The sequence below is a fragment of the Kaistella carnis genome, assembly GCF_003860585.1.
In the GTDB taxonomy this organism is placed as follows: domain Bacteria; phylum Bacteroidota; class Bacteroidia; order Flavobacteriales; family Weeksellaceae; genus Kaistella; species Kaistella carnis.
In genome coordinates, this window is sequence record NZ_CP034159.1 from 2,839,302 (window position 1) to 2,863,316 (window position 24,015).

Below are 24,015 nucleotides of genomic sequence, written 5' to 3' on the forward strand. Positions count from 1 at the left end.
ATAAGCACAGATATACAATATTTGTGAATCATGCAAATAAAATGTATCTTTGCACTCTATTTTGGCGCAAATAAATATACATCCGGATTTAAATTATTGACTATCAACTCTTTCATGTTCTGAAAGAGGATTTTCTGTTTTAAGTTCTGTTCCTACTTATTACCGCCAAAATAAAAGTGAAAATATTTTGCACTACGTCGTGAAAAGATATACCGATGTTGCAGTTAGAAAGAGCTAAGTTTAAAGAACTCAGAGCCAAGACCTCTCCTGATTGCGCCAAAAATCAAATGTCTTTTCTCTCCATCTTTTCTTTTTTTCTTTCTGATATTTTGAAAACAAAATATTTTTTAACCCTCATTCTTTAATTTTTTTATGAGTAAATCTAAAGCAGTCGCTAAAACTCAGGCCAATCAAAGAATCAATTTCTCCGAAGCAAAAGGAAAAATTGTTACCCCTGACTTTTTGGACATTCAGATCCAATCTTTCAAAGATTTTTTCCAGTTGGATACCCTTCCGGAGCAGAGACTAAACGAGTCTTTGTACAAAACCTTTGAAGAGAATTTCCCAATTACCGATTCTAGAAACAATTTCGTTTTAGAATTTTTGGATTATTTGGTAGATTCGCCACGCTACTCGAGAGACGAGTGTGTAGAAAGAGGTTTAACCTATTCGGTCCCTCTAAAAGCTAGACTTAAATTGTATTGTACTGATCCGGAACATGAAGATTTCCAAACAGTAGTACAGGACGTTTATTTAGGACCCGTTCCTTACATGACGCCGTCTGGTTCATTTATTATCAATGGTGCAGAGCGTGTTATTGTAACGCAGTTACACAGATCTCCAGGTGTTTTCTTTGGTCAGACTTATCATGCCAACGGAACCAAATTGTATTATTCCCGTATTATTCCTTTTAAAGGATCTTGGATGGAATTTACAACGGATATCAACAATGTAATGTTTGCTTACATTGACCGTAAGAAAAAATTACCTTTAACAACTTTATTAAGAGCAATCGGATACGAATCTGATAAAGACATCTTACAAATTTTTGACCTTGCTGAAGAAGTGAAAGTTTCTAAAGCAGCTTTGAAAAAAGTAGAAGGTAGAGTTCTTGCAGCGAGAGTTTTGAACACTTGGTTTGAAGATTTCGTTGATGAAGATACAGGTGAAGTAGTTTCTATCGAAAGAAATGAGATTATCTTAGACCGTGAAACCGTTCTTGAAAAAGAACATATTGATATGATTTTGGAATCTGGTGTGAAATCTGTTTTGATTCACAAAGAAAATTCTAACGAATTCTCTATCATCCAGAATACCTTACAAAAAGATCCAACCAACTCCGAAAAAGAAGCGGTTGAATATATCTACCGTCAGTTGCGTAACGCAGATCCGCCCGATGAAGAAACAGCACGTGGAATTATTGAAAAATTATTCTTCTCTGAGCAACGTTATTCATTAGGAGAAGTTGGTCGTTACCGATTGAACAAGAAATTGAATTTAAATATTCCAGAGAAAACTGAAGTTTTAACAAAAGAAGATATCATCGCGATCGTAAGACATTTGATCCAGTTGGTAAATTCTAAAGCAGAGGTTGATGATATTGATCACTTATCAAACAGACGTATTAAAACTGTTGGTGAGCAATTATCCGGACAGTTTGGTGTAGGTCTTTCCAGAATTGCAAGAACAATTAGAGAGAGAATGAACGTTAGAGATAACGAGATCTTTACTCCAATCGACTTGGTAAATGCAAAAACGCTAACCTCTGTGATCAACTCGTTCTTCGGAACCAACCAGTTGTCACAGTTCATGGACCAAACCAATCCATTATCAGAAATCACGCACAAGCGTAGACTTTCTGCCCTGGGACCTGGTGGACTTTCAAGAGAAAGAGCAGGTTTTGAGGTACGTGACGTTCACCATACGCACTACGGAAGAATTTGTCCTATTGAGACTCCTGAGGGACCAAACATTGGTTTGATTTCATCTTTGGGAATCTATGCGAAAATTAACAGTCTTGGTTTCATCGAAACACCATATAGAAAAGTAGAGAATGGTAAAGTTGATTTAAAAACAGCGCCAATTTTCTTGAATGCAGAAGATGAAGAAGATAAAGTAATTGCGCAGGCAAATATTGATATGAAAGATGACGGAACCATCCTTACAGACAGAGTTATTGCTCGTTTGGACGGTGATTATCCTGTTGTTGAGCCTCAGCAAGTAGAATTAATAGATGTTGCACCGAACCAGATTTCTGGTATTTCTGCGTCATTGATTCCTTTCTTGGAGCATGATGATGCGAATAGAGCTTTGATGGGATCGAATATGATGCGTCAGGCAGTTCCATTGTTGAAACCGGAAGCACCAATCGTAGGAACAGGTTTAGAAAAACAAGTTGCTACAGATTCCCGAGTTTTGATTAACGCAGAAGGAAATGGAATAGTAGAGTATGTTGATGCTGATAAAATCACCATCAAATATGATAGAACTGAAGACGAGGACTTAGTGTCTTTCGAATCAGGTACTAAAACATACAAATTGACCAAATTCCGTAAAACCAACCAGAGTACGACCATTACTTTGAGGCCAAACGTAAGAGTAGGTGAAAAAGTAGAAAAAGGTCAGGTTCTTTGCGACGGTTACGCTACTGAAAACGGAGAATTGGCAATCGGAAGAAACCTTACTGTAGCATTTATGCCATGGAAAGGGTACAACTTTGAGGATGCGATCGTAATTAATGAAAAAGTAGTTCGTGAGGACTGGTTTACATCAATTCACGTAGATGAATATTCACTAGAAGTTCGTGATACCAAATTAGGTATGGAAGAATTAACAGCAGATATTCCGAACGTTTCTGAAGAGGCAACCAAAGATCTTGATGAAAACGGAATGATTAGAATCGGTGCTGATGTGAAGCCTGGTGATATCATGATTGGTAAGATTACTCCAAAAGGAGAATCAGATCCAACGCCGGAAGAAAAATTATTGAGAGCGATCTTCGGTGACAAAGCCGGAGATGTAAAAGATGCTTCGTTAAAAGCGGATTCTTCATTAAGAGGAGTTGTTATTAACAAGAAGTTATTCTCAAGAAATATCAAAGACAAAAAGAAAAGATCTGAAGAGAAGTTGAAACTTGAGGAAATCGAAAACACGTATAAAGCGAAATTCGACGAATTAAGAGCAACACTTCTTGAAAAACTTGGAACTTTAGTCAATGGTAAAACTTCTCAGGGAGTTAATAACGACTTGGCAGAAGAAATCATCGGAAAAGGCGTGAAGTTTACAACCAAACTTCTTCAATCTGTTGAAGATTATGTAAATGTAAGCGGAGCTGACTGGACGGTTGATGCAGAACGTAATGAGTTGATCAAACAGTTGATTCACAACTACAAAATCAAATATAACGATATTCAAGGAGTTAAAAACCGTGAGAAATTCGCAATCTCTATTGGAGATGAACTTCCTGCAGGAATCATCAAATTAGCGAAAGTTTATGTTGCTAAAAAACGTAAGCTGAACGTTGGTGATAAAATGGCAGGTCGTCACGGTAACAAAGGTATCGTATCAAGAATCGTTCGTGAAGAAGACATGCCGTTCTTAGAAGACGGAACTCCGGTAGATATCGTATTGAATCCACTGGGTGTACCTTCACGTATGAACATCGGTCAGATTTATGAGACCGTTTTAGGTTGGGCTGGAAAAAAATTAGGGTTGAAATTTGCAACTCCAATTTTCGACGGTGCAAGTTTAGAGCAGATTACAGAATATACAGAGCAGGCAGGTTTACCAAAATACGGTAGTACGTATTTATATGACGGTGGAACAGGTGAAAGATTCGCACAACCCGCAACGGTTGGAATCATTTACATGTTGAAACTGGGTCACATGGTAGATGATAAAATGCACGCACGTTCAATCGGACCTTACTCATTGATTACGCAACAGCCATTAGGTGGTAAAGCGCAATTCGGTGGACAAAGATTTGGTGAGATGGAGGTTTGGGCACTGGAAGCATTTGGTGCATCTAATATCCTAAGAGAAATCTTGACCGTGAAATCTGATGACGTAATTGGTAGAGCTAAAACTTACGAAGCAATTGCAAAAGGAGAAGCAATGCCGGAACCAGGTATTCCGGAATCTTTTAATGTATTGTTGCATGAGTTACAGGGTCTTGGTCTTGATGTAAGACTGGAAGAATAATTTTAAATTTTAAATTGCAAATTTTGAGTGTTCGCATTCAAAAAACTTAAAATCTAAAATCTATAATCTAAAATCTAACAAATGTCAAACAAAAATAAAACAAGTAATTTTACAAAAATTACGATTGGTCTTTCTTCTCCCGAAATCATTTTACAGAATTCAAGAGGTGAAGTTTTAAAGCCCGAAACAATTAACTACCGTACGCACAAGCCGGAAAGAGATGGTCTTTTCTGCGAGAAAATTTTCGGTCCGGTAAAGGATTACGAATGTGCATGTGGGAAATATAAAAGAATCCGATACAAAGGAATCGTTTGTGACCGTTGTGGTGTAGAAGTTACCGAGAAAAAAGTACGTAGAGAAAGAATCGGGCACATTGGCTTGGTCGTTCCTGTGGCTCATATCTGGTATTTCCGTTCTTTGCCGAACAAAATTGGTTACCTTTTAGGATTGCCGTCTAAGAAATTAGACATGATCATTTATTATGAAAGATATGTCGTAATTCAGCAAGGTATCGCTAAAAGAGCCGATGGTGCAGATTTCGACAATATGGAATTTTTAACAGAGGAAGAATATCTGGATGTTCTGGAAACACTTCCTGCTGATAACCAATATCTTGATGATGCTGATCCCAACAAATTCATCGCCAAAATGGGTGCTGAAGCAGTTGAAGAATTATTAAAGAGAATCGATCTTGATGCATTGTCTTTCGACCTGCGTCATAAAGCACACAACGAATCTTCAAAACAAAGAAGAACAGAAGCCCTAAAAAGATTAAACGTAGTAGAAGCATTGAGAGGTGCAAATACGCGTATGGTCAACCGTCCGGAATGGATGATTATGAGAGTGCTTCCTGTAATTCCACCAGAATTGAGACCTTTGGTTCCATTGGATGGTGGTCGTTTTGCGACTTCAGATTTAAATGACCTTTACCGTCGTGTAATCATTAGAAATAACCGTTTGAAGAGACTGTTGGAGATCAAAGCTCCGGAAGTAATCCTTCGTAACGAAAAAAGAATGTTGCAGGAATCGGTAGATTCATTATTCGATAACACCAGAAAATCTTCTGCAGTAAAATCGGAATCAAACAGACCATTGAAATCACTTTCAGATTCATTGAAAGGAAAGCAAGGTCGTTTCCGTCAAAACTTACTCGGGAAACGTGTAGATTATTCTGCCCGTTCCGTAATCGTCGTAGGTCCAAACTTACAGTTGCACGAGTGTGGTATTCCGAAAGATATGGCAGCGGAACTATACAAACCGTTTATCATCAGAAAACTGATTGAAAGAGGAATTGTAAAAACCGTAAAGTCTGCTAAAAGAATCATTGATAGAAAAGAACCGGTTGTATATGATATTCTGGAAGGAGTAATGAAGGGTCACCCTGTTCTTCTGAACAGAGCGCCTACGCTTCACAGACTGGGTATTCAGGCTTTCCAACCGAAAATGATCGAAGGAAAAGCAATTCAGCTTCACCCATTGTGTACCACTGCATTTAATGCGGATTTCGATGGTGACCAGATGGCGGTGCATTTACCTTTAGGTCCGGAAGCAATTCTGGAAGCACAGCTTCTTATGTTAGGATCGCAGAATATTTTGAACCCTGCAAACGGTTCTCCAATTACAGTACCTTCTCAGGATATGGTTTTGGGTCTATATTTTATGACCAAACAACTGGATTCTACAGATACAATGAAAGTAAAAGGAGAAGGATTAGCATTCTATTCTCCGGAAGAAGTAGAGATCGCTTATGCAGAAGGACAAGTTTCTTTGAATGCGAAAATAAGATGTAGAGTTCCTGTTAAGGAAGAAGGTGAATTGGTAACAAGACTTATCGAAACTACGGTAGGTAGAGTATTGTTCAACCAGATCGTTCCTAAAGAAGTTGGTTTTGTAAATGAACTTTTGACCAAAAAATCATTGAGAAATGTAATTGGTAGAATTCTTGCCGATACCGATTTCCCAACGACTGTTCGTTTCTTGGATGACATGAAAGACTTAGGTTATTCAAATGCATTCCGAGGAGGATTGTCCTTTAGTTTAGGTGATATCGTAATTCCTGAAGAAAAGAAAACCATGATCGCAACTGCCGTAGAAACAGTAGATGAGATCAAGGCGAACTATAACATGGGTCTTATCACCGATACAGAGCGTTATAACCAGGTTATTGATGTTTGGACGAATACCAACGCAGGATTAACCGAGATGATTATGAGCAGAATGAAAACCGATCAAGGTGGATTCAACTCTGTTTATATGATGCTTGATTCTGGAGCAAGGGGTTCCAAAGAGCAGATTCGTCAGCTTTCAGGAATGAGAGGTTTGATGGCGAAACCGCAAAAAGCCGGTTCAACTGGGGCTGAGATTATTGAAAACCCGATTGTAGCGAACTTTAAAGAAGGTCTTTCAATTTTGGAATACTTTATCTCTACTCACGGTGCTCGTAAAGGTCTTGCGGATACTGCACTAAAAACTGCCGATGCGGGTTATTTAACTCGTAGATTGGTTGACGTTGCGCAGGATGTGATCATTACTGAAAACGACTGTGGAACTTTAAGAGGAACAGAAATTACCCCACTTAAGAAAAATGACGAAATCGTTGAAAGACTTTCCGAAAGAATCTTAGGTAGAGTTTCTTTACATAATGTATACGACCCGGAAACCGACGAGGTTATTTTGGAAGCTGATCAATTAATTGATGAAGCCATTGCAAAAAGAATCGAAGCTGCAGGTATTGATGCCGTAGAAGTACGTTCACCATTAACTTGTGAAGCGAAAAAAGGAATCTGTGCCGCTTGTTACGGTCGTAACTTAGCGACTGGTAAACCAATTCACATGGGTGAAGCAGTAGGAGTTATCGCAGCACAATCCATTGGGGAACCAGGAACTCAGTTAACATTGAGAACCTTCCACCAAGGGGGAACTGCAGGAAATATTATCGAGAATCCTTCCATCGTTGCCAGAAGAGATGGTATCGTAGAAATGGATGAAATTAGAACAGTAACTTCAGAAAACGAAGCTGGTAAAAAAGCCGAGATCGTAGTTTCCCGTTCAACGGAATTCCGTTTGGTAGCAGACAATGCTGCAAGAACACCATTAATGGTTGCTAACATTCCTTATGGATCAGAATTGGCGGTTAAACCAGGTGATAAAGTGAAAAAAGGAGATCTAATCTGTAAGTGGGATCCGTATAATGCGGTAATCATCGCAGAATCTGCAGGTAAGATCGAGTATGAAGATATCGTTCAGGGGGTTTCATTCTCATTAGAGATTGATGAGCAGACTGGCTTCGAAGAGAAAGTAATTTCTGAATCAAGAAACAAGAAAGCCGTACCAACCTTGAAAGTTGTGGATACCAAAGGAGTAGAGCAAAAAGCCTACAACCTTCCGGTAGGTGCCCACATCATGGTAAACGATGGTGAGAAAATTAAGGCCGGTAAGGTAATGATTAAGATCCCAAGAAAATCTGCAAAATCTGGAGATATTACAGGGGGTCTACCAAGAGTTACCGAATTGTTCGAAGCGAGAAATCCTTCAAACCCTGCCGTAGTTACAGAAATCGATGGTGTTGTATCTTATGGAAAAATCAAAAGAGGTAACCGCGAGCTGATCGTGGAAGCTAAAACTGGAGAAATCTCTAAATACTTAGTAAAACTTTCGAACCAGATCTTGGTTCAGGAGAATGACTTCGTAAGAGCAGGTTCCCCACTTTCTGATGGTTCTACCACACCGGATGACATCTTGAAAATTAAAGGACCAACTGCCGTACAGGAATATTTGGTTAATGAAATTCAAGAGGTTTACCGTTTGCAAGGGGTAAAAATTGATGATAAACACTTTGAAATTATTGTGCGTCAAATGATGACCAAAGTTTCAATTGTTGATGGTGGAGATACCCAGTTCTTAGAAGGTGCGTTGGAACACAAATATGATTTCTTACAGGAAAACAACAGAGTGTTCGGCTTAAAAGTAGTCGTAGATGCAGGAGATTCTAAAGAATTCAAACCAGGTCAAATGATTACTGCCCGAGAATTAAGAGATGAGAACTCTAAGCTGAAACGTGAAGACTTAGCCTTGGTTCAGGTGCGTGAAGCTTTATCTGCAACTGCCACACCGGTATTGCAGGGGATTACAAGAGCGGCACTTCAAACAAAATCGTTCATGTCGGCAGCATCCTTCCAGGAAACGACCAAAGTATTGAACGAAGCAGCGGTTTCCGGAAAAGTAGATTACTTGAGCGGTCTGAAAGAAAATGTAATTGTAGGACACAGAATTCCTGCAGGTACAGGTCTGAAAGATTATCAAAATATAATCGTAGGTTCGAAAAAAGAATTCGAAGACATCAACTAAATAATTGTATTTTAGATTACAGATTTTAAATTGCTAAAATCTGTAGTCTGAAATCATTTAAAATCTAAAATTTATAATTTAAAATATTTAAAAAAAATGGACAACAATCAAAACCAAAATCAAGATCCAAACAACATCAACATTCAATTGAACGAAATGGTTGCTCAGGGAGTATATTGCAACCTTGCGTTGGTAAATAATTCACCTTCAGAATTCGTTTTAGATTTTATCCAAATGATGCCGGGAGTTCAGCAGGCGAACGTAAGATCAAGAGTAATTCTTGCACCTTTACACGCAAAAAGAGTGTTAGCTGCATTGCAACAAAACATCGCGAACTACGAACAACAATTCGGAGAAATCAAAGAAATTGAACCATTCGTATTAGGACAAAACAACGTACAGGCTTAATCAGCACCACGTTTTTTAATATAAATCCCGATTCATTTATTTGAGTCGGGATTTTTTTTGTTCATTGTAATAATGAGGAGCGTCACCATTTTTTCGATCGTCTACCACCCGTCGCGCTGTTCGCTCTATCCCGCCAATGCGGGGATGCCGCTTCCATCGCGGCTAGGTTCACCACCCTTTTCTATCTCAAAAAAAAGCGGAATCCAAATTCTAAAACAGTCCTTAAAAAGCTTTTTCACAATTCAGCATTCAGCATTCAACATTCACAATTCACAATTCACAATTCAAAATTGAAAGTTCACCTTCGATCCGTATAAATTTTTTTAATCAATTATTCCAAATAACTGTATCTTTAATATTCCCTAATTGGTAACTCACTCAAATACGATCAACATGAAAGCAATTTGGAATGGAATGACAATCGCCCACAGCAGTAAAACAATTGTCGTAGAAAACAATCACTATTTCCCCGAAAACAGTATTGATAAGGATTATTTTATACTGACAAATCACCATACCAGCTGTCCCTGGAAAGGTCAGGCATCCTATTACAGCATCGAAGTCGATGGGGAGAAGAATGAAAACGCCGCTTGGTTTTATCCAAGTCCGACAGAAGCAGCCTCCAATATAAAAAATTACGTCGCTTTCTGGAAAGGTGTTGAAATTAGAGATTAAACTTGCATATCATTAGAATTTAAAAATAAAGCTCCTGTTCGATCATAGGAGTCGATTTTTGCTTAATTTAGTATGTTGCAGAAGTTTAACAGATTTGTTTTGAATGTAAAGAAACTGTATATTTCGACTGCGTATTACCAAAAAAAATGGCTTCCTCTTTCATGCAGAAATCAATCATTCTCTTTATCCTCCTCTTTTTAGGAAACACTATTATTCCAGCTTCATTCCAATCGACCTCACCAACGGATCAATTAATTTTGAAAGTGAAAATTATCGGCGTTAAAGATGGCGATACGGTAGAAGGATTGTATTATCAGTTACCCATCGTTATTCGTCTGGAACATATTGATGCACCTGAAAAAAAACAAGCCTTTGGTACCGTTTCTAAAAAGAAACTTTCAGATCTCGCGTTTGGTAAAACGGTCACCCTAATCAGCAAGGGAAAAAAAGGCAACTTCGACCGAAATGGACGTATGATTGCAGAAATTTACACCAATGAAAAAACCTGCCTCAACAAAGAAATGCTGAAAACAGGTTTAGCCTGGCATTATAAAAAATATTCTACAAGTGCCGAATATGCACAGTTAGAAAACACGGCACACAAAAATAGAGTAGGACTTTGGGCAGATAAAAATCCCATCGCTCCCTGGAATTTTAGAAAATAAATGAATTTGGGATGACTATAAAACGATCTCTACAAATCAACTTATTTTCGTTAACTGTTAACTGTCAACTGTCAACTGTCAACAATCAATTACAATTCCACCATTTCCGTCACTTCCACATCATAACCGCCTACCAACGGTTTCTGCTGCGTATTTTGCGTAATAACCCGGAATTTGTTAATTCCTAAATTCTTCAAGATCTGCGTTCCAATTCCATAATCATGGAAGTTCGAAGCCAAAGTTGGACGTTTTTCCTGACCATCCTGGAAATCCAAAAACTGCTGCAATTTACGCATTGTATTTTCAGAATTCGAAACATTATTAATGAAAATAATCGCTCCTTTTCCTTCGTCATTGATCATCTTCGTCACCTTTTCAAGCAACGGTTTTTCTCCCGTCGTCAGTCTGCTCAAAACATCGAAATAAGAATTAGAGGCTTGAACTCTCACTAAAATCGGTTCATTTTCTAACCAATGTCCTTTCGTTAAAGCAAAGTGAATTTGATCCGTACTCGTTTCTTTAAAAGCAAAAAAGTCGAATTCGCCGTAATGGGTTTTCACTTTTCTTTCCTCCAAACGCTCGATTAAATCGCCTTTTCTTAATTGATATTGAATTAGATCTTCAATAGAAACCAATTTCAGATCATGCTTTTTCGCCAGTTCATACAACTCCGGAAGTCGCGCCATAGAACCGTCATCATTCATAATTTCACAAATTACGCCACCTTCTTGAAGACCTGCTAATTTGGTTAAATCAATAGCTGCTTCGGTATGTCCGGCTCTTTTCAATACACCACCTTTCTTTGCTCTCAACGGGAAAATATGTCCCGGACGCATGAAATCGGTAGGTTTCGTATTTTTATCCATCAAGGCTAAAATCGTTTTGCTTCTGTCGCTCGCCGAAATTCCCGTAGAAACTCCCTCGCCCAACAAATCCACAGAAACCGTAAAAGCTGTTTCTTTCGGATCGCTGCTGCGCGTCACCATAATATCGAGGCCCAGTTCGTCACAACGTTTTTCTGGAAGTGGTGTACAAATCAAACCACGCCCGTGGATGGTCATAAAATTAATAATTTCCGGCGTAGTTAATTCCGCCGCAGAAAGAAAATCTCCCTCATTTTCCCGGTTTTCATCATCTACAACGATGATTATTTTTCCGTTTTTAAGATCCTCAATCGCTTCAGGAATCGTATTAAGTTGAATATCTGACATTTTACTTTTAGATTTTTGCAAAGATACTGAGTTTAAACGCAACCGACAATTCTAATTTGGCTCTCGCTTCCCCTCTTTAAATCCCACTTTTTCATAGGATTATTTATTTTTTCATTACCACCGGAAAATTCTACGAAATAATTAATCTGCTCCAGACTGATTGATTGTTGGAATAGTGGGAATGAAGAAAAAAAGATTTTAGACGTAAGTTTTAAATCGATTAAAATAGGTTTGATAGATTACATAGAACTATTCAACCGGTCTACCGCATTTCTGATGATTTCGTACGACTTCACTCTTGCGTCATGCTCGTAGATATGTGATGTAATCATTATTTCATCAACACCAAATAAGTTTTGAAATTCTTTGAAGTCTTTCACTAAAGTTTCTTCGCCGCCAATAAAACTCATGCGCAACATTCGTTGAACATGGCTCTTCTCCATTGGATTCCAGATCTCATCCATATCATCAACAGGTTTTGCATACGGTTTTCTGTCATTTCTAATTAGATTGACAAAGGCTTGGTAAAGGGTGGTTGCAAGCTTTTGAGCTTCTGTGTCGGTTTCCGCTGCAATTCCATTAACACAGGCAATAATATAAGGTTCGGGAAATTCTGCACTTGGTTCATAATTTTGCCTGTAAATTTCAAAAGCCGTTTCCATCATATCGGGCGCGAAATGTCCGGCAAAGGCATAAGGCAATCCCATCTCTGCTGCCAGCCATGCACTGTCTGTACTTGAACCCAAAATATAGATTGGAATATCACAACCTTCTCCCGGAATCGCCCGAACGAGACTTTCAGAATTCTCGACGGAAAAATATCTTTGCAACTCCTGAATTTGCTGTGGGAAATGTTGGTTGATATTATTTGGATTTCTGCCGAGTGCTTTTGCAGTTAACCCATCTGTTCCGGGTGCCCGACCTACGCCAAGATCAATTCGATTTGGAAAGAGACTTTCTAAAGTTCCAAACTGCTCTGCGATAACCAGCGAACTGTGATTGGGCAACATAATGCCACCGGAACCTACCCTGATTTTCTGCGTTCCGTTTGCGATGTATCCTATCAAGACCGAAGTGGCAGAACTGGCAATGCTTGCCATATTGTGATGTTCAGCCAGCCAGAATCTTTTATAATCTAATTTTTCTACAGCTCTTGCTAAATCTAAACTGTCGTTAAAAGTATCGTGAATGGTTTTATTTTGTTTTACCGGTGCGAGATCTAGCACCGAAATTTCAAATTTTTTCATGTTGAAAAGATAAGGAAATAGGTTTCAATTTCCTACTAATAATGTCTATTGCGGCGATTGATATTATTTTTTAAATACTAAAAAAATGATTTTTAATAATTGGTATAATGCTAAACAAATTTTATGCAAATTTGTAAAACTTCAAAAAAAGTTAAAATGCGAAATTTCTTATTCTTCCTACTGATTCTTTTAAGCGCGAAAATATTTTCTCAACAAACTGGTGATGCCAGTGTTATTCCCGTTTATGAGTTTCCGAAGATCAAGTCGTCCATTACAATGCCCGTTAAAATTCCATTAGCTGAAATTGGAAACATAATTAATAATTCGGTTCCGGCTTTAATATTTGAAGATAATTCTTATACTGACAATAATGGGGATCAGTTTAAAGTAAAAGTCTGGAAAACACGGCCCATTCGTTTGGTCGGTGGCACAAAACAGAACCTTCTTATCGAAGTTCCGTTAAAAATATGGGCAGAAAAAGGAATCGGAACGCTGGGTGTTTACAGTTACCAAAACACGACCTTTGAAACGGTGATGTATTTTAATACGCAACTCACCTTTAATAATAACTGGACCATGGTGACTAAAACTTCACCCCTTGGTTATAAATGGGTCACAAAACCCGTGCTTGATTATGGTAGAATTAAAGTGCCGATTAGCTCTTTGGTAGAATCAAGTCTGAAAGAACAACAGGCTAAATTCTGCAAGACAATTGATGACATGATGGTGGAGCAACTCAATTTTCAGCAGTATGCTGTGATGGCATTGAATCAGTTTGCACAGCCTTTTGAAATCAGCGAAGAATATAAAACCTGGTTAAAAATTACGCCTATAAAAATCAACATTACGCCGCTTACATTCTACGGAAACAGAATTGATGCAAATATCGGAATCGAAACATACTCGGAAACTTTTACGGGCAGAAAACCAGATGCGACGCCCTTGATCAGAAGTGTTGCTAATTTTAATTCAGTGCAGCAACTGCCACAAAAATTCCTGTTGCAGACCACTGCCAATATTCCTTTTTCTGAAGCGACCGCAATAGCTGAACAAACTTTTTTAGGCAAGGAATTCGATTTTCGGGAAGGCAAATCTAAAGTGAAAATTACTGCTGTTAAAGTATATAGTGAAGACCAGCGAATAATGATCGAGGCACAAACTGAAGGAGCAATTGAGGGAACTTCTTACATCACAGGAATTCCAGTTTACGATGAAACAAAAAGAAAAATAGTACTTTCAGATACCAAATTTAAGTTAAAGACCAGTAATATTTTATACAAAGCAGCAACTCTTTTATTTCAACGTAAAATCGTCAATATGATTGAAAATGAATACGGAATTCCCACTGCTGAGTTAGAAGATTCCTCCCGTAAAAGCATCGAAGAAACCTTTAATAAAGAATATTATAAAGGTTTAAAAATGAGCGGTAAAGTATTTAAGTTGAAGCCTTCCAATATAATTTTAAATCCTTGGGGAATTACGGCGGTGATTGATACAGAAGCACAACTGGAGCTTTTAGTAAAAGGAATATAATAACTAAACAAGGATCATAAAAATAGATTTAATATGGCAAGAATTTTACAGGTTGTGGAGCGTAATAAAGCTTCGAAGGGTTTCAGGATCTTAAATTATTTGATCGATTTTGGTTTTTCTTTGGTGGTGATCTGGGTATTGATTATCCTTTTTGCCATCGGCAGATATTATATTTTTGGTGTAGATTTCGACCAGTCCGCCGCAGATATTGATGGCGTAGATCCAACTGTCGACAGGGTAGGAACGCTTTTAATGTATGCGTTAGTTCTTTTCTTCATTGAAAAATTGAGTGGTGGCAGAAGTTTAGGAAAATTAATTACAGGAACCAGAGTAGTAAAGACAGACGGCAGCGAATTAACAACCGATGATCTATTGAAACGAAATTTTTCCCGCGCTATTCCTTTTGATGCTTTTTCTTTTTTAGGTGATAATGGGTGGCACGACAGATGGTCGAATACGCGGGTGATCAGAATAAAAGACTTTGAGAACGCCAGAAATTTAGAAAAGGACATTCAAAATATCGGTTCAAAAGAAAATCTTTAATAAAATTTTCCTTAAAAAATAAAAAGTCCTATATTTGCAAACCCAAATGGTTCTTTGGCCGAGTGGTTAGGCAGTGGTCTGCAACACCATCTACAGCGGTTCGAATCCGCTAGGAACCTCACAGAAAACCCCTAATTGACTATTAAATAAGTCGTTAGGGGTTTTTATTTTATAAGTGTGTCAACATTTGTGTCAACCAATCGGAAATAAAGTAAATTCAGTCTCTCTTTAATTACATTTAGGTTGAGAGATATTTAAACCTTGCGCGTACAATGTTCGTTATTTGGTTGCCTGTCTTATTAGGTGTTCGATTAATCTGATTTTTCTTTTTAGGTGTTAAGTTCGTTAGTTTATTAAGAAAACAAAACAATACGCGCGCGCGCGTGAACTCGGTCATTTTTCAAATGTCAGGTTTTATAAGGTTGTCACCTTTTTTTTATAGTGTTAAAAACGATTCACAATGTTAAGTTTTGTTAAGTTTTATCCTCATCTAATTTGAGTGATTGTTGAGTGTTTATTTGAGTTGTTTTAGAGTTGTTTTTTGGTCAAAATCTCCGAAACATATTGCAACATAATTGAACATAAATTAAAACAAAAAACCTCCTCAATTTGGGAGATTCTTTTTTTATGACCGTTTGTTGACCGTTTGTTTAACTACTCATATTAAAATAATGGTAATTGACCGACCAAAATATTTTTATCAATTCTATATCGGTTGTTATTATATCGGTTCCGTACATTGTGAGAAATAATTTTGTGGAGGTCATCATCTTTTTTGCCTCGACAATCATCACTCCAAAAGTCGCGCAAAAGTTTTTCATATAAATTTGGATCGTGTTCTCGGTAATAATTCAAACCAGTGGTATAAATAAATTTACTCTCATCCTTTTGCATCGTGATATTGATATTTGTCATTAAACATTTGCGCGGTTGTTCGGGTGTTGGTGCATTTGTACACTTTACCACGTGCGCGTGAGGGTAAATTTGCACCTCTTTACTTATTTGCAAATCTTTGGTTTTCCTTTTTGTGATGGTAGTTGATGAGGTTTTTACGTTTTCACTTTTCTGTGGTAAATATGCACCAATCCCAAAAGACATAATTTTCTCATTCATTAGGTTGAAAACCTCCTCTCTTATCTTATCATCTCCTTGCAGTGTTTTGAAGTACTTTTGCTTTTCTCTTTGAAATTTATTTCTGTTTTCATCATTAATAATTTTTAACCAGTCGTTAACGGTTGAGTGTTGTTTGATAAATTTCAAATCCTCGCGCGTATAGGTTGCGAAATTCGGCTCCAAATTGATAATGTGTATCAATTGCCACTCTTTAACCAGTGCGTGCGCTAATCGTGTAAAAACCTCATCTTTAAATAAATCGTTTAGAGTGTCGATTCCGTGTTTTCTAATTGCAAATGACTTTTTGTTTTTAACTTCAAAACGAAATGTATTAATATCAATTTCGGGAGCGTTTAATTTTTCGTGACATTGGATTCCTTTTGCATACGCTTTGACATTTTTTTGCTTCGTTGCATCCGTAATTTTACTAAATGGTTCTTTTGGATTCTTAACAATGAAAGGCGTTTTTTTATAAAATTCAATGCCGTTGACCAGTTTTTTAATGTCGGTTTTGGGGATGATATTCAAACCAAACTCTAAATTGACCACTTTAAACAAATCAAATTCCGATTCTTTAATTTCTAAATATCTGCAAATGTCTAAAATCGATTTTCGGGCGTTTTCGGGCGTTAAATCGTTGCCGTTGTGTTTATACCTATTGAAGTGATAATGAGGCGAAATTGAGAGGTACACGTTATGGTATCCGACAAATCGACCGTTCTCAAAACTTTTCCTAAAATCCATTCTCAAATGATTGCCAAATATTTGAAAACTATCGGTTGTGTTGTTGGTTTCAACCTGTTTCATATTCGGGAAATTTCTCAACCTTTGGATGAGTTGTTGATCGGTACAATTTAACTTACTATTATCATACATTTTAATTATCTTTGTGGTGTGATGGTTGCCAAATCATTGCATTTTTGAACAATTAGAGAGGGTTTTAATCCTCTCTTTTTTGTTTTATGGAAATAGTTGTTTGTATTCCTTTTCTTTGGCTGTTAATATGGTTTTAAGTATGGTTGGAGTATGTGGTTTATATGAGCGATAATAGTCCACAATTAGCGCGGTTTTATCCTCACTGATAAAGAATATCAATAAACTTTTTTTACCGTTAATTATGCGGTCTCCGTGATAAATTCCGCGCGTGTGTTCTCTTAATCCTGTAACCTTTTCGGAGGTGTTCCAATTATTTGTAGTTCTCAATCTGAAATACTTATCAATATTGGAGGCGTTGGATTTTCCGAAAAACTTTTCAATTCTACAAAGTGCCGTTAATAGTGAGTAACTCTTTGAGGTGTTATTCAATTGGTAAATTTCATAACTCTGTGTTGTGTGGTTGACCGTGTAAAAATGTCTCACAAAGTCGGGTTGGTGGGTTGTTGCCATTGTTTCCATTTTTGAAAGTTTTAAATATTAGATTAATTGATTTTTAGTGATGAGTTCCTCAATCTCATTTCGTTTAAAATAAACTCTGTTTTGAATACCGTACGCGGTCAAAACTTTGTCTTTTCTCCATCTGTGGAGTGTGGAGAGATCAATTTGAAGTAGTTCACAAACTTCGAGTCGTGTTAAATACTTTGTAGGTTCTTTGGGTTGAAATTCCCGTGATAACTCTAATTTGAGTTGTGGGATGATTGCGTTTGTAATTTCGCTAATCAATGCGTTCGGAGTTGTTCCGATAAATTGGATTGTACTCATAATTTTTTGTTGAATTAATTATGAGACAAAGGAAAGTTTGGAAAAAATTTGGAACAATATAAAGTTTTCCAAACTCTGAAAAATGGGATTGTATAGAATTGAAAAACGCACCTAATTGGTGCGCTGTATTATTTTTCTGATTGTGGAGAGATTCCGAATTGTTTGAGTTTTAAATCAATCTCATCTAAACTTTGGTTTGAATAAAAAGGATGTTTCACGTTATCCGTACTATCAACTAAATGCGAAGTAATTGAAGATTTTTTCATTGGTTCGGTTGTAAGTAATTCGATAAAACCCGAAATTTTATTGTTTGATATTCCAGGATTCTTATCTCTCAAAAAATCAATAATACCCGACCGAATTAATAAACCTACCTTTTGCTGTTGTTTTGCTGTTAGCGGTTCCGAAACTTCAATGGTTTGGGATACTGGTTTTTGAAATCTTACTAGATTATTTTTTTCTACCAATAATTTTTCATCTATGAACTTTAATATTTTTTTTATTTCATCTTTTTGATCGTGCAAGGGTGTGCGAAAATACTCATTCAGTAAATCTGTATATTTTTCAACTGCAGAAATATTATTTAAACTTTCAGGTAAATTTTTATATTTTTCATAAAAATCATTCATATTAGATTGCACTTCTGCAGTGGGAACTTCATCATTAATAGATTTTAAATTCTGCATTATCTCAATCAATAAATCATATATTATTTTGTCATATTTTAATCTTAATTCATGCAGATATTCGCTGTAAGTAAATTTATTATGAAATTTAGAATAATCTATATCTACTTTATCTTTAAAATCTTCAAAGAAATTATATACTGGTATTTCCATAATCTTGCATTTTTGAACAAATCAAATTTAATTAAAAATATCGGTTGTTAATCGGTTGTTAATTTGCAATTTTTTGGCTCTCAATCTCTTTAAATGTTTTCGCGGTGGTCATTGCGTGATCGGATGATGATTTTCCAATATATCCTAAAAATACACTCTCCGAACCGTGACCAGTGATTGCCATAATTTGGGGAGTAGTAAACCGTTTGTCTCCGTAGAAATTAGTTGCAAAAGACCGTCGGCAAATATGCGATGAGGTTAACCTCCATTTATCGGTTTCTTTTATCTCATTTCGCTTTTCTTTGCTGTCATAAACTTTACCTTTCACAATGTCGTTTATCTTTGAAATCTCACAAACCTTTTTAATGTATCGGTTAAATAAGGCAAATTTTGAGTCTCTAGTTTTTCCAAATGTTGGCGGGAAATTTCCATCATATTTGTTGATAATTTTTAATACCTCATCGTGTAACGGGATTGTAACCTCTTTGCCTGTCTTTTGTTGTGTGAGTTCGATAAACTGAAAACTCTCTCCGTTTGAGTCTGTTTTGGTGAAAATCATCTCTTTAGTCATCCTCAACAAATCGGAGACTCTTTGACCAGTATAGCACCCTATAATTAACCAATCTTTGGCGTGTATTAAGTCATTTCCTATGATGGTAGATTCTTTGATTTTTTTAATCTCCTCAAAATTTAAAAATACTTTGGTTGCTGGGACTGTTTCAATACTAAAATTATTAATTTGATGATTGATTGTTTTTCCGTTGTCTCTAGCATCCAATAAGACTGTTTTAAGGTTCTTTAAAGATCGGTTGGCTGTGGACTCCATTATTTTGAATTTATCAATTAAATGTTTCCTAAATACCAACATAAATTTTTTATCAATTTCCGAAATCAAATATTTCTTTTTTTTAGTTTTCTCGAAGTCCGTGAATTTCGTTTGCAGTTGAATAAACTTTTGATCGGTTGTTTTTTTTGTTCGTGAGTCTAGTTTTCTTAACTCAATATTATTTTTGAGGTAAATCGAAAAGTAATTATCATCCTCAATTTCGGTGGTTGGATTCTCACGTTCAAAATATTTATTGATTTTGCTTTTTAACCAATCATTTGAAAAATTAACTCCGTTTGCAAAGTCAACATTATACGCCTCCAGTACAAAAGTTGAAAGGTTTTGAAGTTTGGTGACTAAATTTTTATCGGAGGCGTTTTTCCCTAGAGTGGGCAAATCAGTTTTATCACTCCAAACATTTGAATTTGAAATCAATCCTGTGGAGGTTCTCATCTTTAAAGTTCGGGAAATTGAAAATTGCATCTGAATTGCACAATCTTTACCCTTTGATCGTAGGTAGAATTTAGAGGTTGCCATTTTATAAGTTTTTGAACAAATCAAAGATACAAAACATTTACCGTGTGTCAACATTTGTGTCAACCAAATTGCAATTAAATGCAATTTAGAACAATTTCATACAATCGGAATTATTATCAATACCTTTGCTAAATACTATTAATAGGGAGGTTTAGAGTAGTGTTTAATGTCGTTAGGAAAAATATCTCATTGCGTTGTTCGGGTTCGCTAGGAACCTCCAAAACCCTATTAATCTGAAAATGATTCTTAGGGTTTTTTTTCTGTAAAAAAGTTTTAGAACTGCATTTTCGGTGAGAGTTATGACCAAAAATAGATGCAAACTGAAACTCTAAATAATTGCTTTTATTTTCTACATTTGTGAACTTACTAAATTTGATATGTTTAATAATTTTTTTAATCTCCAGGAAGGAGAAGAGCAAAAAGAGAAAGTTTTGACCAATGTTAAAAGCAGTATTGTTTTTTCCGGTGCGAATGTTTGGATTTTAGCTTGTGCCATTATGATTGCATCGGTGGGACTAAATGTGAATTCTACCGCGGTGGTTATTGGTGCCATGCTTATTTCCCCTTTGATGGGTCCAATCGTGGGAGCCGGGTTTTCCTTAGCCATGTTTGATTTCCAACTCCTGCGGAAATCCCTAAAAAATTTATTGATCTCTACTTTAATCGGGCTACTTGTTTCATTTCTTTATTTTTTATTAACGCCATTTAAAGAAGCACAGTCAGAGATTCTTTCCCGAACTTCTCCCAATATTTACGATGTTTTAATTGCTTTTTTTGGTGGACTGGTTGGCGTGATTGCCGTAACAAGGGTCGAGAAAGGAAATCCAATTCCGGGGGTAGCGATTGCAACAGCTTTAATGCCGCCTCTTTGTACAGCGGGTTACGGATTAGCTACCGGGAATTTATCCTTCTTCGGAGGCGCTCTTTTTCTTTACGCCATCAACTGCGTCTTTATCTGTATTGCAACGTATTTTATCGCAAAACTTTTAAAATATCCTGCCGTAGGTTTTGTCGATGAAAAAAAGGAAAAAAATGTAAGAAACTGGATCACCATTATTACCATAGCCATGATTGCTCCAAGTATTTTCTTTGCCTACCAGTTTATACAGCAGCAGCGGTTTAAGGAAATGGTGAGCGATTACGTTAAAAAAGAGTTTGAAAGCAAAGGGAACACTATTGTTTATCAAAAAACAAACTATTCTTCTCCCGGTGTGCCCCGAACAATTGAGTTGGCATTTTTGAACCGCAAATTTACTTCCAAACAAATTGAAGAAGAAAATGCTAAACTGAAGGAATTTGGCCTTCCAAATACGCAGTTGATTATTCGGCAAGACAGCGCCTTCCTTGCAGACGCTTCTGCAAAGAAGATTGCAAATAATGAAATTGATAATGATCGCTCCAAATTAATTTCGGAATTAAATGCTTCCGTAAAGAAATATACATTTCAAACAGAAAATTTATACAAAGAAGCTTCATCAATATTTCCCGAACTAATTTCAATATCAATTGCAAAACAGGAAGTATTTTCTAAAACAGATTCTACCAAATTAATTCCGGTGGCACTTTACGAGACGGAGAAACCAATTTCAAAACCTTCGGAAGAAACATTGCGCACTTGGTTAAAAGCCAAGTTAAAAGTAGATACGATAGAAATATATCGCCGACCATGATTTATTTTTAAATAAAATGCTTCGGTATAAATGAAGTACAGCAAAAATCTTTAAGAAACTGAACAACGGCTTGTGCTGTATTTGCTATGATTGGAGGGGCTTTCGGCGCTTTAAGATCTCTTTTCACAAAACTTTAACTATTCCTTAACACTCGATTGGTTTCGTTTTTGGAAAGATTGTGCTTAGAGATTTTTATTTCTGACGAATTTTACAAAAGTACATTATGAAATCACCAAATGACCTTACACAGATAAAAACAAACCGCAAGGTTTTCAAAAATATTTTCCTGACAGGAACATTATCAGTTTTAATGTTGGCCGCTTGTACAAAAGAGCCGTCAGTAGCTGAAAAATCGTTGGATCAGCAAAAAATTGAATTTCAGGCACGTCAGCTGGAAATTGAGAAACAAAAATTAGCCATTGAAAAAGAAAAAATGGCTTATGAAATTCAGAAGAAAGCAGACAGCATCGAACAGGTAAAACAAGCCAAAGCAGTTGCAAAACCGCAGGTGATCAGAGAAACAAAAACAGTTTACGTTAACAATACACCAAGAGCTGCATCCTCTTCAGGAAATTCTAATTCAGGAGCTTCTCAAGGAAGTAACCAAAGCACTGCTCAGAAACAAGGAATGAGTAAAGCTGCTAAAGGAACCATTATTGGAACTGTTGGTGGAGCCGCTGCCGGAGCCATTATCAGTAAGAAAAATAGAGGACTTGGCGCTGTAATTGGCGGTGTTGCAGGTGGTGCAACAGGTTATACCATCGGTAGATCACAAGATAGAAAAGACGGTAGAGTTAAACCGAGAAATTAATATATTCTAAATATATAAAAGATTGCTTATTTTTAAGCAATCTTTTTTTATGCTTTATATTCTTTTGATGTTGATTATGTTGCTTCCTACCTTAGCAGGGTTAGGCAAATTATCAACCATAATTTTTAAAATTAAAGAGTACGGACTTGCCCTCAATATGCTGAGCGGTATTTTTTTTTGTACCACAATTTGGACACTTACCGCATTCTTTTTTCCCTTAAATCTCATCGTGGAAGGGATTACATTAGCTTTGGGTATTTCTTCTTTTTTCTATTTTAAAGTCTATCTGGAGTTCTGGAATTTAATTTTGAAAAATAAAGTAGTTTTTCTCAGCAGTTCCTTTCTTATCGTTTATTTTGGTTCTTACTTTCCCTTTATTTTAGACCATTTCGGCTACTATGTTCCCACCATAAAATGGATTTCAGAAGTTGGTTTGGTTCAGGGAATTTCAAATTTAGATCTGCTTTTGGGGCAGATGTCTTTCTGGCATGTTTTTCAGGCTGGATTTTCAAACTTTAGCGATCCTTTTCTGAGATTAAATGTAGTGGTGCTTTTGGTCTATCTTATTTATATTCTGGAGAAAAAAGCCTGGATTCATTTTCTCTTTTTGCCCGTGCTTTTTCTCTTTTTACAATCACCAAGTCCCGATTTACCGGTGATTGCTTTCTCTTTAATAATTTTAAATGAAGTTTTTAATTCAAATAAAAACGCCGCATTTATATTCGCATTGTCCATCTTTATTTTTGGCATAAAACCCACCATGATCTGGTTGCCAATTTTTGTTTTTTTATATGTTATAATCATCTTGAAAAGCAACATTAAATTTGTGAGGATGGGTGCTTCTATGTTAATTCTTTTCATTTTTAAAAACATCTGGACTTTTGGTTTTCCATTTTTTCCGGTTCAGATATTTGACTTTGAATTTTCCTGGAAGCCTAATGCGGAATTGTTACAGAATTCATCGGAAATGGCAATGATGAAAACCTATGACATGCAGTATACTTTTTCTGAGATTCAAAAATTTTCAGGTTTTGATTATGTCAGAAACTGGCTTTTTCTCGATGGAATTAAGAGCATGATTCATATTTGTTTCCTCCTGAGTTTAATCGGCTTTACCATTTTTGCATTTTATAAAAAATCGAAAATACTCTGGATTCTTTTAATCTCAATTTTAATTAAAAGCATCATCGTGCTGTTGTTTTCAGCGCAATACCGATTTTTCTTCGATGTCTTTTTCGTAGTCGTTTTTGTTTTATTTTACAAAATAATTTCCCGAAAGAATTCGATAATTATTTTTACCATGTTATCATTTTGTGTTGCTGTATTTTTATCATTTCCTAATTTGGTTAAAGAATATGTTCCAAGTTTCAGGCTCGGAAATTATATGACGGGATTCAAAACCACTCAATTTTTAAATCCTTCCTACTTTGAATTAAAAAAATACAAAACCCATCAGCTTGGAAATGTCGAATTCAATGTAGTCCACGGTTATATCTTCAGTTTTGATATACCACTTCCTGCAATATCGCCGCAATTTATTCAGGAAGACTTAGATGCAGGGATTTTTCCGCAACTAAAAGGGAGCACTTTGAAAGAAGGATTTATCTGGCGAAAAATATCAGAAAATGAGAAAAAAGAACTTCGTAATATTCTGAAAGATTTTCAATAGTATCGTAACTCGCGGCATCATCA

17 protein-coding genes and 1 tRNA gene are annotated in these 24,015 nt (G+C 36.4%); 11 read left to right on the top strand and 7 right to left on the bottom strand.

Annotated features, from left to right (window positions below):
• The first annotated feature begins 372 nt into the window (after positions 1-372).
• From rpoB to EIB73_RS13160, 5 genes are all read left to right on the top strand, one after another.
• The gene (rpoB, locus tag EIB73_RS13140) at positions 373-4,200 is read left to right on the top strand and encodes a DNA-directed RNA polymerase subunit beta (RefSeq protein ID WP_125025697.1); all 3,828 of its coding nucleotides are present in this window, start codon (positions 373-375) and stop codon (positions 4,198-4,200) included.
• A gap of 81 nt (positions 4,201-4,281) precedes the next feature.
• Positions 4,282-8,547, top strand: coding sequence for a DNA-directed RNA polymerase subunit beta' (gene rpoC, locus EIB73_RS13145; RefSeq protein WP_125025698.1), 4,266 nt, complete (start codon positions 4,282-4,284; stop codon positions 8,545-8,547).
• A 96-nt stretch (positions 8,548-8,643) separates the two neighbouring features.
• Positions 8,644-8,955, top strand: a complete 312-nt coding sequence (locus tag EIB73_RS13150; RefSeq protein ID WP_125025699.1) for a DUF3467 domain-containing protein — start codon at positions 8,644-8,646, stop codon at positions 8,953-8,955.
• Positions 8,956-9,348: 393 nt separating this feature from the next.
• A complete protein-coding gene (locus tag EIB73_RS13155; protein ID WP_125025700.1) occupies positions 9,349-9,630 on the top strand; it encodes a DUF427 domain-containing protein in 282 nt (93 codons plus the stop codon).
• A gap of 146 nt (positions 9,631-9,776) precedes the next feature.
• A complete protein-coding gene (locus EIB73_RS13160; RefSeq protein ID WP_228411246.1) occupies positions 9,777-10,295 on the top strand; it encodes a thermonuclease family protein in 519 nt (172 codons plus the stop codon).
• A gap of 89 nt (positions 10,296-10,384) precedes the next feature.
• On the opposite strand, the gene ribB is transcribed toward EIB73_RS13160, so the two are convergent.
• Complete coding sequence (ribB, locus tag EIB73_RS13165) at positions 10,385-11,506, bottom strand: 3,4-dihydroxy-2-butanone-4-phosphate synthase (RefSeq protein ID WP_125025701.1); 1,122 nt, start codon at positions 11,504-11,506, stop codon at positions 10,385-10,387.
• Between the two features lie 239 nt (positions 11,507-11,745).
• Complete coding sequence (locus EIB73_RS13170; protein WP_125025702.1) at positions 11,746-12,753, bottom strand: LLM class flavin-dependent oxidoreductase; 1,008 nt, start codon at positions 12,751-12,753, stop codon at positions 11,746-11,748.
• A gap of 156 nt (positions 12,754-12,909) precedes the next feature.
• Between EIB73_RS13170 and EIB73_RS13175 the strand changes: the two genes are divergently transcribed.
• The 3 genes from EIB73_RS13175 (at position 12,910) to EIB73_RS13185 (ending at position 14,948) form a co-directional block, all read left to right on the top strand.
• Entirely contained in the window at positions 12,910-14,286 is a 1,377-nt protein-coding gene (locus tag EIB73_RS13175; protein ID WP_125025703.1) for a DUF4403 family protein, read from the top strand.
• Between the two features lie 33 nt (positions 14,287-14,319).
• On the top strand, positions 14,320-14,829 hold the full coding sequence (locus tag EIB73_RS13180; RefSeq protein WP_125025704.1) for an RDD family protein: 510 nt from the start codon (positions 14,320-14,322) through the stop codon (positions 14,827-14,829).
• Between the two features lie 48 nt (positions 14,830-14,877).
• Positions 14,878-14,948: transfer RNA gene (locus EIB73_RS13185), tRNA-Cys, on the top strand.
• 544 nt (positions 14,949-15,492) lie between these two features.
• Here EIB73_RS13185 and EIB73_RS13190 read toward each other — a convergent pair.
• The 5 genes from EIB73_RS13190 to EIB73_RS13210 form a co-directional block, all read right to left on the bottom strand.
• Positions 15,493-16,818, bottom strand: a complete 1,326-nt coding sequence (locus tag EIB73_RS13190; protein WP_125025705.1) for a hypothetical protein — start codon at positions 16,816-16,818, stop codon at positions 15,493-15,495.
• A gap of 84 nt (positions 16,819-16,902) precedes the next feature.
• On the bottom strand, positions 16,903-17,328 hold the full coding sequence (locus EIB73_RS13195) for a hypothetical protein (protein WP_125025706.1): 426 nt from the start codon (positions 17,326-17,328) through the stop codon (positions 16,903-16,905).
• A 27-nt stretch (positions 17,329-17,355) separates the two neighbouring features.
• On the bottom strand, positions 17,356-17,640 hold the full coding sequence (locus EIB73_RS13200) for a helix-turn-helix domain-containing protein (RefSeq protein ID WP_125025707.1): 285 nt from the start codon (positions 17,638-17,640) through the stop codon (positions 17,356-17,358).
• A gap of 128 nt (positions 17,641-17,768) precedes the next feature.
• Positions 17,769-18,479 carry a hypothetical protein gene (locus EIB73_RS13205; protein WP_125025708.1) on the bottom strand — a complete coding sequence of 237 codons (711 nt, stop codon included), beginning with the start codon at positions 18,477-18,479 and terminating at the stop codon, positions 17,769-17,771.
• A gap of 58 nt (positions 18,480-18,537) precedes the next feature.
• Positions 18,538-19,842: a tyrosine-type recombinase/integrase gene (locus EIB73_RS13210; protein WP_164467899.1), complete on the bottom strand. Its 1,305-nt coding sequence runs from the start codon at positions 19,840-19,842 to the stop codon at positions 18,538-18,540.
• A 377-nt stretch (positions 19,843-20,219) separates the two neighbouring features.
• On the opposite strand from EIB73_RS13210, the gene EIB73_RS13215 reads away from it, so the two are divergent.
• The 3 genes from EIB73_RS13215 (at position 20,220) to EIB73_RS13225 (ending at position 23,992) form a co-directional block, all read left to right on the top strand.
• Positions 20,220-21,512: a TIGR00341 family protein gene (locus EIB73_RS13215; RefSeq protein ID WP_125025710.1), complete on the top strand. Its 1,293-nt coding sequence runs from the start codon at positions 20,220-20,222 to the stop codon at positions 21,510-21,512.
• Between the two features lie 223 nt (positions 21,513-21,735).
• Positions 21,736-22,323, top strand: coding sequence for a YMGG-like glycine zipper-containing protein (locus tag EIB73_RS13220; protein WP_125025711.1), 588 nt, complete (start codon positions 21,736-21,738; stop codon positions 22,321-22,323).
• 49 nt (positions 22,324-22,372) lie between these two features.
• Positions 22,373-23,992, top strand: coding sequence for an LIC_10190 family membrane protein (locus EIB73_RS13225; RefSeq protein ID WP_125025712.1), 1,620 nt, complete (start codon positions 22,373-22,375; stop codon positions 23,990-23,992).
• The last annotated feature ends 23 nt before the right edge of the window (positions 23,993-24,015 follow it).

What these genes read in the sequence shown, in the direction of transcription:
- rpoB (WP_125025697.1), top strand. Translation starts at nt 373, where the DNA reads ATGAGTAAATCTAAAGCAGTCGCTAAAACTCAGGCCAATCAAAGAATC.
- rpoC (WP_125025698.1), top strand. Translation starts at nt 4,282, where the DNA reads ATGTCAAACAAAAATAAAACAAGTAATTTTACAAAAATTACGATTGGT.
- EIB73_RS13150 (WP_125025699.1), top strand. Translation starts at nt 8,644, where the DNA reads ATGGACAACAATCAAAACCAAAATCAAGATCCAAACAACATCAACATT.
- EIB73_RS13155 (WP_125025700.1), top strand. Translation starts at nt 9,349, where the DNA reads ATGAAAGCAATTTGGAATGGAATGACAATCGCCCACAGCAGTAAAACA.
- EIB73_RS13160 (WP_228411246.1), top strand. Translation starts at nt 9,777, where the DNA reads ATGGCTTCCTCTTTCATGCAGAAATCAATCATTCTCTTTATCCTCCTC.
- ribB (WP_125025701.1), bottom strand. Translation starts at nt 11,506, where the DNA reads ATGTCAGATATTCAACTTAATACGATTCCTGAAGCGATTGAGGATCTT.
- EIB73_RS13170 (WP_125025702.1), bottom strand. Translation starts at nt 12,753, where the DNA reads ATGAAAAAATTTGAAATTTCGGTGCTAGATCTCGCACCGGTAAAACAA.
- EIB73_RS13175 (WP_125025703.1), top strand. Translation starts at nt 12,910, where the DNA reads ATGCGAAATTTCTTATTCTTCCTACTGATTCTTTTAAGCGCGAAAATA.
- EIB73_RS13180 (WP_125025704.1), top strand. Translation starts at nt 14,320, where the DNA reads ATGGCAAGAATTTTACAGGTTGTGGAGCGTAATAAAGCTTCGAAGGGT.
- EIB73_RS13190 (WP_125025705.1), bottom strand. Translation starts at nt 16,818, where the DNA reads ATGTATGATAATAGTAAGTTAAATTGTACCGATCAACAACTCATCCAA.
- EIB73_RS13195 (WP_125025706.1), bottom strand. Translation starts at nt 17,328, where the DNA reads ATGGCAACAACCCACCAACCCGACTTTGTGAGACATTTTTACACGGTC.
- EIB73_RS13200 (WP_125025707.1), bottom strand. Translation starts at nt 17,640, where the DNA reads ATGAGTACAATCCAATTTATCGGAACAACTCCGAACGCATTGATTAGC.
- EIB73_RS13205 (WP_125025708.1), bottom strand. Translation starts at nt 18,479, where the DNA reads ATGGAAATACCAGTATATAATTTCTTTGAAGATTTTAAAGATAAAGTA.
- EIB73_RS13210 (WP_164467899.1), bottom strand. Translation starts at nt 19,842, where the DNA reads ATGGCAACCTCTAAATTCTACCTACGATCAAAGGGTAAAGATTGTGCA.
- EIB73_RS13215 (WP_125025710.1), top strand. Translation starts at nt 20,220, where the DNA reads ATGTTTAATAATTTTTTTAATCTCCAGGAAGGAGAAGAGCAAAAAGAG.
- EIB73_RS13220 (WP_125025711.1), top strand. Translation starts at nt 21,736, where the DNA reads ATGAAATCACCAAATGACCTTACACAGATAAAAACAAACCGCAAGGTT.
- EIB73_RS13225 (WP_125025712.1), top strand. Translation starts at nt 22,373, where the DNA reads ATGCTTTATATTCTTTTGATGTTGATTATGTTGCTTCCTACCTTAGCA.